The 14,085-nt window shown below is 64.7% G+C and carries 11 protein-coding genes; all 11 read right to left on the reverse strand.

Features of this window, described 5'->3' with window-relative positions:
* Positions 1-9 precede the first annotated feature (9 nt).
* Positions 10-1,050 (reverse strand): 2-hydroxyacid dehydrogenase, encoded by a 1,041-nt coding sequence (locus tag JG746_RS26805; RefSeq protein WP_202355456.1) that lies wholly within the window; start codon positions 1,048-1,050, stop codon positions 10-12.
* 10 nt (positions 1,051-1,060) lie between these two features.
* Positions 1,061-2,614: an FGGY-family carbohydrate kinase gene (locus JG746_RS26810; protein ID WP_202355457.1), complete on the reverse strand. Its 1,554-nt coding sequence runs from the start codon at positions 2,612-2,614 to the stop codon at positions 1,061-1,063.
* Positions 2,614-3,738, reverse strand: a complete 1,125-nt coding sequence (locus JG746_RS26815) for an ABC transporter ATP-binding protein (RefSeq protein WP_202355458.1) — start codon at positions 3,736-3,738, stop codon at positions 2,614-2,616. Before JG746_RS26815 ends, JG746_RS26810 begins: the two co-directional genes overlap by 1 nt.
* Entirely contained in the window at positions 3,735-4,853 is a 1,119-nt protein-coding gene (locus JG746_RS26820; RefSeq protein ID WP_202355459.1) for an ABC transporter ATP-binding protein, read from the reverse strand. Before JG746_RS26820 ends, JG746_RS26815 begins: the two co-directional genes overlap by 4 nt.
* Positions 4,854-4,855: 2 nt before the next feature.
* Positions 4,856-5,713, reverse strand: coding sequence for a carbohydrate ABC transporter permease (locus JG746_RS26825; RefSeq protein ID WP_019856823.1), 858 nt, complete (start codon positions 5,711-5,713; stop codon positions 4,856-4,858).
* Positions 5,714-5,722: 9 nt separating this feature from the next.
* The gene (locus JG746_RS26830) at positions 5,723-6,646 is read right to left on the reverse strand and encodes a carbohydrate ABC transporter permease (protein ID WP_023777019.1); all 924 of its coding nucleotides are present in this window, start codon (positions 6,644-6,646) and stop codon (positions 5,723-5,725) included.
* A 158-nt stretch (positions 6,647-6,804) separates the two neighbouring features.
* Positions 6,805-8,250, reverse strand: coding sequence for an ABC transporter substrate-binding protein (locus JG746_RS26835; RefSeq protein ID WP_202355460.1), 1,446 nt, complete (start codon positions 8,248-8,250; stop codon positions 6,805-6,807).
* Between the two features lie 45 nt (positions 8,251-8,295).
* On the reverse strand, positions 8,296-9,270 hold the full coding sequence (locus JG746_RS26840; protein WP_095198847.1) for a sugar-binding transcriptional regulator: 975 nt from the start codon (positions 9,268-9,270) through the stop codon (positions 8,296-8,298).
* A 232-nt stretch (positions 9,271-9,502) separates the two neighbouring features.
* Positions 9,503-10,738, reverse strand: a complete 1,236-nt coding sequence (locus JG746_RS26845; protein WP_202355461.1) for a VWA domain-containing protein — start codon at positions 10,736-10,738, stop codon at positions 9,503-9,505.
* Positions 10,731-12,974 (reverse strand): DUF5682 family protein, encoded by a 2,244-nt coding sequence (locus JG746_RS26850; RefSeq protein WP_202355462.1) that lies wholly within the window; start codon positions 12,972-12,974, stop codon positions 10,731-10,733. Before JG746_RS26850 ends, JG746_RS26845 begins: the two co-directional genes overlap by 8 nt.
* A 4-nt stretch (positions 12,975-12,978) precedes the next feature.
* Positions 12,979-14,058 (reverse strand): ATP-binding protein, encoded by a 1,080-nt coding sequence (locus tag JG746_RS26855; RefSeq protein WP_202355463.1) that lies wholly within the window; start codon positions 14,056-14,058, stop codon positions 12,979-12,981.
* Positions 14,059-14,085: the final 27 nt, after the last annotated feature.

A 14,085-nucleotide genomic window follows, 5' to 3' on the forward strand; every position in this document is an offset into this window, starting at 1 on the left:
GCGACCACCTCAGCACGGATTGACCGGAGGGAGGCCGGCGAGGTAGCGGCGTACCTCTTCGGCGGCCTGTTCGGCCGCATAGGTGACGGTGCGCACCGAAGCGCCGGCGATGTGCGGCGTCAGCGTCACGTTGGGAAGCAGCAGCAAGGGCCAGTCCGACGGCACCGGCTCGATCGCGAACGTCTCCAGCATGGCGCTGGCGATTTGGCCTGAAACCAGCGCCTCGTAAAGAGCGTCATAGTCGACCAGTGGCCCGCGCGCCGTGTTGATGAGAATGACGCCCGGTTTCATCCGCGCGATGGTGTCCCTGCCGATCAGGCCGCGCGTCTCCTCGGTCACCCGGGGATGCAGCGTGACGACGTCGGAGCGGACGAGGAGATTGTCCAGCGAGACGAGTTCGACGCCGGCATTGCGATCCTCGGCGCTCAACTGCACATAGGGGTCGCAAACCAGGACGCGGCAGCCGAAGGCGCGCAGCAGGCGCACCACCTTCGTGCCGATATTGCCATAGCCGATAACGCCGACGGTCATTTCACTGAGCTCGCGGCCGGTGCGGTCGGCACGGTAGAGGTCGCCGCGCCATTCGCCCTTGCGCAAGGCCTCGTGGCCGACACGGATCAGCCGCGTCTCGGCCAGGATGGCGCCGATGGTGAATTCGGCGACGGCGGTGGCGTTGCGGCCGGGCACGTTGACCACGGTGATGCCGTGCGCCCTGGCGGCGGGCATATCGATGTTGATCGGGCCGCCACGCGAAACCGCGACCAGCTTGAGATCAGGCAGGCGCCGCATCATGGCCTCCGACAGGGGCGCCAACTGGGTGACAAGGATTTCGGCGTCGCCGATGAAATCGACGACTTCGTCGGGATGGCCGAAATACTCCTTGACCTTGTCGAGCCCCAACGCCGGATTGCCGAATTCCATCGGCTCGTCGGGCCATGCCGTCTGCAATGTCCTGATGTCGAAGTCGCCAGTGGCAACCTTCTCGATTTCGGCGCGGAACACCTGCGGGAGCATGAAGTTGTCGCCAATGATCGCTATTTTCTTACCCATACTCAACTTCTCAATTTGCCTGCGATGCCGCCATTGCGCGCCAGACCGGCCGCAGCGCCTGGTGTGCCAACATGTAGGACGGGGTCATCTTGTCGTATATCGCGGCGAGGCTGCGGTCGCTCGGCTCGGCCTCGCCGAGCAACGGCGTCACCCATTCGCCGACGCATTCGTCCATTGATTTGTAAAGGCCGACGCTGACCGCGGCGATCATCGCCGCGCCCGCCGCGCCCGCCTCCTCGCGCGCGCTGGTGCGAATGTCAGCACCCAGCGCCGCACCCAAGATCTTGCGCAGCGCCGGGCTTCTGGCGGCGCCGCCGGTCAGGCGGACTTCGCGCGGCAACGGTCCCATGGCGGCGTAACAGTCGCGCGCGGCGAACGCCAGGCCCTCGAAGACGGCGCGGACAAGGTCAGCATAGCCGTGCCGCGAGGAAATGCCGACGAAGCCGGCCCTGGCATTGGCATCGACGAACGGCCCCCGCTCACCCGCTTCCGACACATAGGGCTGATAGAGCAGCGAGGCGGGCTGCGCGGCCGCGATCCAGGCATCGACCAGCGTGATCATCTCGCCATTGCTGCGTGTGAGGCCTTGCGAGGCGAGGATACCTGACGCGAGCCCCAGCACCCAGTCGATGTTGAGCGTCGCCGCCATGTTGGACTGCATCTGCGCGAACACGCCGGGCGCCGGCATCGCCATCGTATAACCGGTCGCCGCTTCGTTGAGCTGCACGTCGTCAGGAGTCTCAGCGAGCCGCATGTGCATCCCGGTGGAGCCGATGATCGAGCAGCCGGGCTTGCGCTGGCGATCGAGCAGGCCGGCGCCGAGCGCGGTGCAGACGACGTCGACATAACCGAGCACGACCGGCGTGCCGGCCAGCATGCCGGTGGCGTCGGCCGCCGCCGGCGACAGACCGGTGCTGTGTCTGGTGCCGTCGACGATCGGCGGCAGCAAGTGCCGGAGATCGGTGACGCCGAGCACGTCGAGCACCTCGTCGCTATAGTCGCGGGTGTGGAAATCGCCGAAGGTGAAGGTGCCCTCGGACGGATCGGTGGCGCGTTCACCGGTGAGCTTGAAATAGAGCCAGTCCTTGCAGTGGAAGGCGGTTGCCGCCTTGCCGAGCATTGCGGGCATGGCGCGCTTCATGAAGACGAATTGCGAACCCTGCTGGCAGGCGGCGAGGCCGCTGCCGGTCTTTTCGAAGCGGAGCCGGTCCTCGGGCCGCGCACGGATCTCCTCGACGACGCCGGCCGCGCGCGCGTCGAGCCAGAGCCAGCCCTTGGCCACCGGCTCACCCTTGGCGTCGATCAGCCAGGTGCCGTCGCCTTGCCCGGTGACCGCGATCGCCACCGTCCGGCTGGCGAGATCGGGCACCTTGTCGGCAAGCTGGCGCAGGGTCGTGGCGGCATCGCTCCATGTGCGCGCCAGATCCTGTTCGGCGCCGCCGCCCGGCAGCGTCTCATAATGGTTCGGGAGAGCCGCGGCGGCAATCTGCCGGCCCTTTATGTCGAAGGCGATGGATTTGATGACGGAGGTTCCGGCATCGATGCCGATCAGTATGTCACGCATCAGGCGAGCTCCATGCCGTGCGAGATCGCCTTGCCGCTGGCCTGGTCGAAGACATGCAGGTTTTTCGGATCGATGCTGACATTGATCGGCGCACCGAGATCGAGGCGGGTGCGGTCATGTTCGACCAGGACCAGCGAACCGCCGGCGAAGTCCGCAGCGATATGGGTCTGGTCGCCGAGCCATTGGTTGGCCGAAACCCTGGCGGGAACACCCTCCTTCGATCGCCGGACCGCATAGGGCCTGATACCGATGACGACCCGCTCGCGGCTGAGCAGTTGGTCACGAACCGGCGCGCTGAAGGCGTCCTTGTCGTAATCAAGCGACAGGCCGTCGGGCAGCTTGAGATTGATGCGGCCTGCGGTCGCGCCGACATAGGCCTCGAAGACATTCATCGGCGGCTCGCCGACGAAGGTGCCGGTGAACAGGTTCGCCGGGCGCTCCTTGATCCGGTCCGGCGTGTCGAACTGCTGCAGCACGCCGCCTTCCATCACCGCGATGCGGTCCGCAAGCGCGTTGGCCTCGGTCTGGTCGTGGGTGACCAGGATCGCGGTCAGGCCGCGCTCCTTGATGAAATGCTTGATGCGGCCGCGCAGCACGGCGCGCAGCTGCGGTTCGAGCTGCCCCATCGGCTCGTCCAGCAGATGCAAATCGGCCTCGCGGATCAGCGCCCGGCCAAGGCTGGCGCGCTGCTGCTGGCCGCCCGAGATGGAGCTGGGATAACGCTCCAATATATCTTCGATCTCGAGCAACTTGGCGATGCTGGCGACCTTGGCGTCGACCTCGCTCTTCGGCAGCCTTGCCGCCTTGAGCGCGAAGGCCATGTTCTCACGCACGGTCAGCGGCGGGTAAAGCGAATAGCCCTCGAAGGCCATCGCCACATTGCGCCTGACCGGCGGCAGCGTGTGAACCTGGCGGCCGCCGACCGAGATAGCGCCGCGCGAGACCTCTTCGAAACCAGCAATCATGCGCAGCGTCGAGGTCTTGCCGCAGCCGGACGAACCAAGCAGGGCGACGATCTCGCCCTTGGTGATTTCCATGGTCAGGTTCTTGACCGCGTGGACGCCGCGATCGATCGGGCCATAGAACTTGTCGACACCGGATATGGTGAGTGCGCTTTGGCTCATGCCGCTTCTCCATTGCGCAAGGCGACGACGTTCTTCGAACCGATGCGGTCGCCGCTGGCGTGATCGAACAGCAAGGCGCTCTTGCCGTCGACGGCGATATGGGCCTTGCCCTCGCTGCGGCCCGGTGTTCCGGCCGGGCGCGAGACCAGGATTTCGCGGCCGCGCACGGTGCGCACCAGCGTGACGATCTTTTCGTTGAGCGGCGTTTCGGCCTCGACCGTCACCGGAATGGCGCCGGGCACGCCTTCCTCGACGAAGCTCAACGCTTCGGGCCGCAGGCCGATCACGCAATCGCGGCCGACGGCCGTCTCATGGGCACCGGCGAGATGGACCTGGACATTCGACAGGCCGACATAAATCCCCCTGCTATCCCGCGCAGGCTTGACGTCGAGCAGGTTGATGGTGGGGTCGCCGAACAGCCTTGCGATCTCGATATTGGCCGGCTCGCGATAGATCTGCTCTGGCGTGCCGAGCTGTCTTATGACGCCTTGCGACATGACGGCGATGCGATCGCCGAGCGCCATAGCTTCCTTGTAGTCCTGGGTGACGTAGACGACGGTGGCGCCGCGATCGGCGAGCAGACGCGGCAGTTCGAGCCGCATCTCGAAGCGCAGCTTGGCGTCGACATTGCGCAAGGGATCGTCGAGCAGCAGAAGCGGCGGCGAGCCGACCAGCGCTCGCGCAAGTGCTGTACGCTGCTTCTGGCCGTTGGAGAGCGCGCGCGGCTTGTGCGAGAGCACATGGGCGATCTTCAGCAGCTTGGCGACGCTCTCTACGCCGGCCTTGATCGCGCCCGGCGAGGAACGCTTGGCCTCCAGCGGCGTGGCGATATTGTCGAAGGCGGTCATATGCGGAAACAGCGCGAAATTCTGGAAGGCCATGCCGACGCCACGGAATTCGGCGTCGACATCGGTCATGTCGTCGCCGCCGATGAAGATCTTGCCCTCATCCGGATCGATGACGCCGGCAACCAGCCTGAGCAGCACCGTCTTGCCGGCGCCGGACGGACCGAACAGAACGAGGGTTTCGCCATCGGCGACCGTCAAGGACAGATTGTCGAGGACGGTCTGGCTCTTGTAGCGCTTGACGATGTTTTTGAGTTCGAGGCTGGCCATGTCTATCCTTTCACCGCGCCAAGCGAGAGGCCTTCGACGAGATAGCGCTGCGCATAGAGGGCGAGCGCCAGCGTCGGCGTGATCGAGAGCACGATGGCCGCCGAGATCTGGCCGTACTGGATGCCCGAGGAGGTAATGAAGGCGAGCGCGCCGACCGTCACCGGCTGCTTGTCGGCCGAGGCCAGCACCAGGGCGAAAACGAAATTGTTCCAGGCGAAGATGAAGGCGAGCAGGCCGGCGGCGGCGATGCCGGGTCCGGCGAGCGGCAGCGCGATCTTGCGGAAGGTGGCGAACCAGGAATGGCCGCCGATGCGGTAGGCATATTCGATGTCGGCCGGGATATCCTCGAAATAGCCGCGCACGATCCACAGGATCAGCGGCAGGCAGATCAGCTGGTAGACCCAGATCAGGCCGATATAGGTGTTGGCGAGCCCGAGCTTCTGGAAATAAAGGGTGAGCGGCAGCAGCACCAGCAGCGCCGGCGCGAACTTGAAGGACAGCAGCGTGAAGGCGATGTCCTCCGAGCCACGGAATTTGTGCCGCGCGAAGGCGTAGGCCGCCGGCACGCCGAGCAGCAGCGAGACCGCCACCGAAGTCACCGACAGGAACACCGAATTCCCGAGATTGCGCATGAAGGCGATGTCGAGCGTGCCGGCGGCGGTCATCAGCTTGCCGGTGATCAGCGCCGTGTAGTTGGCGAGCGTCGGCTCGAAGATCAGCTGCGGCGGAATGCGCAGGATGGTCTCGTTGGTCTGGAACGACATCATGAAGATCCAGACGATCGGGAACATGAAGAAGATCACGACCAGCGTCAGCGCGATGCCGCGCAGGATGCGTTCGAGAAGCGAGGTGTGTTCCATCCCGGCCTCCTATGCCTGGCCACGGGCGCGTTCGCGCAGCCTGAGCCAGTTCTTGATGAAGATGTTGGAGAGAAAATAGGTGATTGCCCACAGGATGATCATCAGCGCCGCCGAGCGGCCGACATTGGTCGACTGGAAGAAGTTGAGATAGGCCTCGACCTGGAAGACGGTCAGCGTATCGCCCGGCCCGCCTTGGGTCATCGCATAGATGATGTCGAACTGCTGGATGGAATCGAGCAGGCGGAACAAAGTCGCCGTCAGGATGTAGGGCGTCAGCATCGGCAGCGTGATGCGGAAGAAGACGAAGCTTCGCGGCACGCCATCGAGTGCGGCCGCCTCGAAGGGCTGCGTCGGCAGGCTGCGCAGTCCGGCGAGCAGCAAGATCATGATGAAGGGCGTGTAGACCCAGATGTCGACGAGCACGACGGTGAACAGCGCCGTCGAGGGCGACGACGCCCAGCGGAAATCCTGCAGCCCGATCAGGCTGGCAAGATAGCTCAGCACGCCGAAGCCGGGATTGGTCATCAGTTTCCACATGAGCGCCGCAAGCGCGGGCGCCGTCATCAGCGGCATCAACAGCATGATCGAGATGAAATTGTTCAGCGTCGAGCGCTTCTGCAGCAGCAAGGCGATGGCGAGGCCGAGAAGCAGTTCCAGCACGACGGTGGTGCCGGCATAGAGCAGCGACACCTTGAGCGTGTTCCAGAATTTCGGATCGGTGAAGAAGGAGATGTAGTTGTCGCCCCAGTTGAACTGCCGCGCCCAGGGTTGGCTCAGCCGGTAGCGCTGGAAGGAATAGACGACCGAGGTCAGGAACGGGATCAGGATGCCGATGCAGACGAGCAAGGCCGGCAGGCTGAGCACATAGGGCAGCACCCTCTTGCTGATCCTGAAGCCGGATGGCTTGGGCCTTTGCGATACCACCGCAGTCATCGAGTTGCTCCGTTGTCGCTGTCGCTTCGCCCTGCCGGCCGCCCAAGGGAGCAAGGCGACCGGTCGGGCGAAATAGCGGTCGCCTTCCGGCACCCGCATCGCAAACGTGAAAGGTGTGACGAGGGCCGGCCCGCCAGGCAGGCCGGCCCCGTTGCGACTTAACCGAGACCGGCTTCCTTGAGCTGGCCGTTGATGCTTTCGGCAAGCTTGTCGAGGCCCTCGTCGACCGGCACTTCCTTGGCCACCATCTTCTGCAGCGTCGCCGCCCATTCGGTGGTGAGGTCGAAGAACAGCGGCTGCGCCGTGAACTTGATCGAGGCGCCGGGCGCCGAGGCGTCGAACATCTCGACATAACCGGGATAGCTCTTGTTCAGCTTTTCGCGGAACATCTCGTCCTTCCACACCGACTGGCGGACCGGATTGACGAAGTCCATCTTGGTCGCGCCGAACAGCCCATGCTCCGGCCCGGAGGCCCATTGCATGAAGTACCAGGTGGCGTCCTTGTCCTTGGAGAAATTGGACATTGCCAGCGACCAGATCCAGATGTTGGGGGTCGCCGCCTTGGCTGCCGGATTGGCCTTGAAGCTTGCGAAGGCGAGCTTGCCGGCCATCTTGTTGTCGCCGCCATTCATGAAGTAGCCGAGGATATCGGCGTCGAAGATCATCGCCGAGGCGCCGGCGCCGAGATCGGTACCGACCTGATACCAGGTATAGGTCGACCAGTCCTTGGGGCCGCTCTCCTGGATCATCTGCACCCACTGCTTGTGGAAGGCCTTGGATTCGGCGGTGTTCATGGCCGCCGACAATTTACCGTCGGCCGACACGTTGAGGTCCTTCTGGTCGAAATTGGCGTAGGCCGACAGGAAGCCGGGATGGATCGTCGCCCAGGAGCGCGAGCCACGCACGCCAATGCCGTAGACGCCGCCACCGACATCCTTGGTGAGCTTGGCCGCGGCAGCAACCATCTCATCCATGTTGCCAGGAATGGTGACGCCGGCCTTGTCGAACATCGCCTTGTTGTAGGTGATGTTGTTCTGTTCGAAGCCCCACGGAATGCACCACTGCTTGGCATCTTCCGAACCCAGCGCGCCGCCCGGCTTGCCATTCCAGGCACAGGAATTCTTCACGCCGGGCAGGAAATCGTCCCAGGCATAGTTCGGGTTGGTCTTGGCCGGATCCTTGATCCATTCGTTGAGGTCGGTGATCCAGCCGGCGGGACCATAGGTCCAGGTCATGTAGGCGCCGGTCATGAACGCGTCGTATTCTGGCGAGCTTGCCGAAAGGGCCGCCGTGACCTTGTCGAAATAGACGTCTTCCGGGAACACGTCATAGACGACATTCATGCCCGTCAGCTTCTTGAAGTTTTCCAGATCGGCGATCATCGCATCGGCATAGGGATGCTTGTTGAGCAGGAGCTTGATGGTCTTGCCCTTGTGCGCCTGCCAGTCGAAGTCCGCGGCGAGCGCGCGGCTCTGCCCCAGATTGAGCAGCGTGCCGGCTGTGCCGGCGGCAAGGCCCATGGCACCGAGGCCCTTTATCAGCCCGCGACGGTCAACTTGTCCGCGCAGGAAGGCGTCAATGAGGTCTTTCTCTTTCTCATGCATTTCGTCTTCTCCTCCACAGGGTAGTTTCAACTAAAACGTTGCCGGCTACCCGACCGGCGTCTCTTCCACGAGGGATCGCGCCGTCCGCTCGTCTGTTATCAGGCCCTTGAGATAGCGGCCCTCCAGCACCGACTTGATGGCGCGAACCTTGATCTTGCCGCCGGCGACGGCGACGATCCGGCGGCTGGCAATGTCCTCACGCGTCAAGGCCAGCGCCCGGTCGGAAACGGTCGTCGCCACCGCCTTGCCGGCCTCGTCGAAGAAATGGCCGAGCAATTCGCCGACGCCTCCGTTGCGGCGGATCTCCTCCATCTCGCCCTTTTCGATCATGCCGGTGGCAACCAGCGACGCCTCGCGTTCGGCGGTGCCGATACCGGCAAACAGCAGGTCGGCGGAGCGCGCGAGATCGAAGACCTCGCTGATGCCCTTCTGGCCGAGCAGGACGGTCCGGTCCTCCGCCGTGTTGGCGAACATCGGCACCGGCATGACATAGGCTTCGGCGCCGGTGCGTTCGGCGAGCCGATGAATAACATCGTGCGGGTTGGCCGAGAATTTGCGCGTCAGGCCGCCAAGCAGCGAGACGAAGCGGATCTTGTCGGTCGAGGTGCGCGGCAGATATTCCACGCAAGCGGCAAGCGTGCGGCCATGGCCGACACCGATCAGCGCCTCCTCGCCGCGCTCGATCTCGCGCTTGAGGAACTGCGCGCCGGCAATGCCGAGCGCCTTGAGCGGCAGATCCTCGGAATCGAAGTCCGGAACCACCTCGCAATAGTCGAGGCCGTAGCGGCGGGACAGTTCGTCCTCGAGCTCGACGCATTCGGAGACTTCGCCGTCGATATAGACCTTCACCAGCCCTTCCTGATTGGCCTTGGTGATGAGGCGATGGGCCTTGAGGCTGGTCAGTCCCAGCCGCTTGGCGACCTCGGACTGGGTCAGGCCGCCGGCATAATGAAGCCAGGCGGCACGCGTCGCCATGCTGGTTTCGTCGTCGCGCAGGAGACCGTTGCCGAACCCTACCATTTCCACCCTTTGATATTTTTATCAGTTGCTGCAAAATTTTTCACAACGAGCGATCGGAGTCAAGCAACCCCTGTGCAAATCGCGACATGGCGACCGAAGCGGGCTTCGGCCGGCCGTCTGGCGATGTCGGTGAATGGCGATACGAGCAGCCCTCTCCGGCGTGCAGATCAGCATCGCCGGCTGTTTGAGTATGTTTGGGATTGCCGCTCGATGACGCCGAGTTGAGCGCGACTTAGGCGTCAGCCGCCGGGTTGGCGTCCTCGGCGCGAACCAGCTTGATATCGGCGCTTGCCGCCCATGCGCCGACATCTTCCCGTCGCAAGGCCGCAGCCATCATGTCGGGAAACAGGTCCGGCGTGCAGGCGAAGACGGGGATGCCTAGTGCTGCCACGGAGCCCGCCATCTTCGGGTCATAGCCCGGCCTGCCCTGGTCGGTCAGCGCCAGCAGCACCACGACATTGACGCCCAAGCGGACAAGCGCCGCCAGCCGCTGCAGCAATTCCTGGCCGTTGCCGCCCTCATAGAGGTCGGTGATCAACACCATATGCGACTTGGTCGGCCGTTCGATACGGTCGGCGCAATAGGCGACGGCCTGGTTGATGTCGGTGCCGCCGCCAAGCTGCACGCCGAACAGGACCTCGACCGGATCGCTGAGTTCCTCGGTCAGGTCGACGATCGCCGTATCGAAGCAGACGAGCTTGGTCCGCACCACCGGCAAGGACGCCATCACGGCGGCGAAGATCGAGGCGTAGATCACCGAACTTGCCATCGACCCCGACTGGTCGACGCACAGCACCACCTCATCCAGATCGACCAGCCTGCGCTGCTTGCGCATGAAGCCGACCAGCTTTTCCGGCACGATCGTCTTGTGCTCGGCCTGGTAGTGGCGAAGGTTGGCCGTGATGGTGCGCGGCCAGTCGATGTCGCGCTGGCGCGGGCGGTTGGTGCGCTGCGACCGGTCGAGCGCGCCACGGATCGCCTCGGCGGTCTTCTGCTCCAGCCGCTGCATCAGCTTGGCGACGATATCGGCGATGATGTTGCGTGCGATATCCTTGGTCTTGGCCGGCATGACCGAGCGCAGCGAGATCAGGTCGGCGACGAGATTGACGTCGGCCTCGATCGCCTTGAGGAATTCCGGCTCCATCAGCATCTGCTTCAGATTGAGCCGCTCGAAGGCATCCTTCTGGACGATCTGCACGACCTGCGCGGGAAAGAACGACCTGATATCGCCCATCCACTGCGCCACTTTCGGCGCCGAGCGGCCGAGCCCGCCGCGCCGCTTGCGCGGATCGGCCGCCGCATCGCCGGCCCCATCGCCGTAGAGTGCATCTAGCGCCGCCGACAGCCGCTTGTCATTGTCGGACAACGCCGACGAAGATTCGTCATCCGCGCCGATCGCCAGGCGCCAGCGACGCTCCCGGTCGTCGCCGGCTGGCGCCGTTTCGCCGATATCGACGTCGTCATCCATTGCCGTTCCCACCCATCAGCAACGGTCCAAGCCGCTCAAGATGCCGGCGCCAGGCCTCATCGCCATTTGGCGTCGGCGTCAGCCCGGCAGGCAGGCGCCTGACACGGCCAAGTACGGCTTCGATCAGCCGCCGCCGCTCCATCGAATCCAGATGCGAAAACACCCGGCGCAGCAGCGGCAGATGCGCGATGAAGGCGTCCTCGTCGAGGGATTTGAGCCAGGCATCGACCGCGCCGCGCAGGCTTTCATCATAGATCAGCCTTTGACCGGCGGCGCTGAAGAAACCCTCGAAGAACCCAGCCGCTTCGGCGACTGGCGTGCCCGGCGACAGGCGCCGCTCGATCAGGCCCGCAGCGGCTTCGGCGGACAGGTGCCCGGCTTCGTAAAGCAGATGCGCGGCACAGCCCGCCACGAGTGCGGTCGATCGCGATCCGTCCAGCACCGCCGCCAATCCGTTGCGCCAGGCGTCCAGAACGTCCTGTTCCGGCTCGACCAGCTTTATCGCCTCATCCGCCTTGCGCATCGCGCCGACCAGCGCCGATGAGGCCTGGTTATCGAGGTCGCGCGCGGCGTAGGGCAGCGCGATGCCGCCTTCGATGATCAACCGCTCCAGCAGGCCGGACAGCCGGGCCGTTTCCGTCTTCCGAGCTTCGCCATAGCGGATGATGTCGGCGAGCGGCGGCACGGACGCCAGGATTTCCAGGCATTCGCTGCTGCGCGCCGCGCGTTCCTCCAGTGCCGCCAGGCCGGCCGTCGAGGCCTCCGACAAATTGGCCGTGATGGCGCCCTGGACCAGTGCCGCCAATGCGTCGAGCGATGTCGACGCGCCGATCATCTGGATCAGCCTGCCGTTGGCGGCCTTTTCGATGGTCGGCCCATGGACCAGGTTCTCGACCAGACGAACGGCATATTCCGGCTCCCATGAAAGGGTCCAGCGCTCACGAAACGTGCCGCGGCTGCGGCCGCTGTCGGTGAGCTTACCCCATTGCACGCCAAGCACGTTCAAGCGGTGCAGCAAAGTCGACCGGAACAGCCCGCTGTCGCTGCGCAGGTCGACCGACAATTCGCGCTCCAGCGCCTCGGGCTTCAGCCGCGCCGCCTTCTGGTTGCGTTGCAGATCCTCGATCAGCGGCGCCAGTGGAGTGTCGGGCGGAATTTCACCGACATCGGCGCCCAGCAGCAGTTCGGCTTCGACGAGTGCCCACAGCACCGCTTCGCCGTTGAACAAAGCGGCGATCGCGGCATCGCGCAATTCCTCGAAGCCGGGCTTTGGCCGCTCGCGGATCGCGGCCAGCGCGCGGGCCAGCCTTTCGGCCTCGATCAGCGAGGCGGTCGAGACCATGTGCCCCTTGGCCCGCAGCACCGCCGCGATCATGGCGAGCCACAGGGTCGCGGCGTCGTGCCGGCCCCGCGTGCGCCACAGATGTTTGCACCAGCCCGGTGCCACGACACCGGCGCCATAACCAAAACCGAGCGCCAGGCGCGGGCCGGTCCATGGCGCCCAGGTCATCGTGGCCTTGCGCCGGGCAAGCCCTTTCAGGATGGCCTGGTCCTCTTTGAGCGGACGTGTCGCCTGCAGTGCCGGCACATGGAAGGCGCCACAGACGACGGCGATCGGTCCGTCGAATTCCTTACGTGCGGCCGCGATTTCAAGCCGCATATGCGCTTCGCGCTTTGCCTCGAATTCTGCAAGCGGACCTTCGCCCTCGCGCAGCGTCGTCATTGCGTCAGCTATTGCCGCGAAGATCGGGCCGGGCTCAGGGTTTTGCTCGATGATGTCGGCCCACCAGCTCTCGCCATCCTCATAGCCGGCGGCCTGCGCCAGCGTGCCGATCGGGTCGCGCAGATGCGGCGCCGTCTCAGCCTCGACAGGGACTTCCGTTCCATCGGCTTTTTCCGCGGCCTCAACCGACGCTACCCGCGCCGAAGACGGCAGGTCGATGAAGCGCACTGCCGCCTTGTTGGCGACGGCCCAGAGCGTGGCCTGATACTCCGGCGAGAACTCGGCAAAGGGCCAGAAGCTGGTCGAGGCCGGATCGTCCTCAGGATAGCACAGCAGTGCCACAGGCGGCTGCATTTCGGGACGGGCGAGCAATGGCAGCAGCGCCGACGCGTCGGCCGGTCCCTCGATCAGCACAGCGACCGGTTTCAACTCCTGCAAGGCCTGCATCAGGCTGTCGGCGGAGCCGGGCCCGTGATGGCGTATGCCGAAATAGGAAACGTCGCTAAGCGCCATGGCGTCAGATCGCGGCGTTCAAGGCAGCGTAATAGCCGGCGTAGTCCGGCCGCTTCTTGAGCACGGTTTCCAGATATTCCTCCAGCACCAGCTTGTCCTGCACGGGATCCTTGACGATCGCTCCGACGAGGCTGGCGGCCAGGCCTTCAGCGCCGAGCTTGCCGCTGTCGAACCAGGCCGCCTGGCTGAGCCCGCCGACCATGGTGGCGATGGCTTCGGCCGTGGACAGCGACCCGGAGGGCGTCTTCAGTGTCACCTTGCCGTCCGCCGTTGCACCTGAACGCAACTCGCGGAAAATGGTCAGCACGCGGGCGATCTCCTCGCCGACATTCTTCGGCACCGGCAGGTCGAGACCGCCGGCCATCTCGCCAACGCGCTTGGAGACGATCGCCACCTCCTCCGCCATGTCTTCGGGCAAGGGCAGCACGACGACATTGAAGCGGCGCTTCAGCGCCGAGGACAATTCGTTGACGCCCTTGTCGCGGTTGTTGGCGGTGGCGATGATGTTGAAGCCGCGCTGCGCGTAGATCGAGGTGTTGAGCTCGGGGATCGGCATCATCTTTTCGGACAGCACGGTGATCAGCGTGTCCTGCACATCAGAACCCATGCGCGTCAGCTCCTCGAGGCGGCAGAGCTTGCCGTCCTGCATGGCGCGGTAGAGCGGCGTCGGCACCAGCGCCTCCTGGCTCGGGCCTTTGGCCAGAAGCTGCGCGTAGTTCCAGCCATAGCGGATCTGGTTCTCGTCGGTGCCGGCCGTGCACTGCACAATCAGCGTCGAGTCGCCCATGATGGCGGCGGCGAGATGCTCCGACACCCAGGATTTGGCGGTGCCGGGAACACCGAGCAGCAACAGCGCGCGGTCGGTGGCAAGCGTCGCCACGGCGGTCTCCATCAATCGGCGGCGGCCGACATATTTGGGCGTGATCAGCGTGCCGTCGTCAGCCTTTCCGCCGAGGAGATAGGTCAGCACCGCCTTTGGCGACAGGCTCCAGCCGGCGGGCCTTTGCCGGTCGTCATTGCGCGCGAGCGCCTGCAATTCGCCGGCGTAGGCCTGCTCGACCGGAAGACGGATGGCTGCGTTCATTTGCTGTTCTCCGCATGGATCATGTGT

The sequence above is a fragment of the Mesorhizobium sp. 113-3-3 genome (assembly GCF_016756495.1).
Lineage (GTDB): Bacteria > Pseudomonadota > Alphaproteobacteria > Rhizobiales > Rhizobiaceae > Mesorhizobium.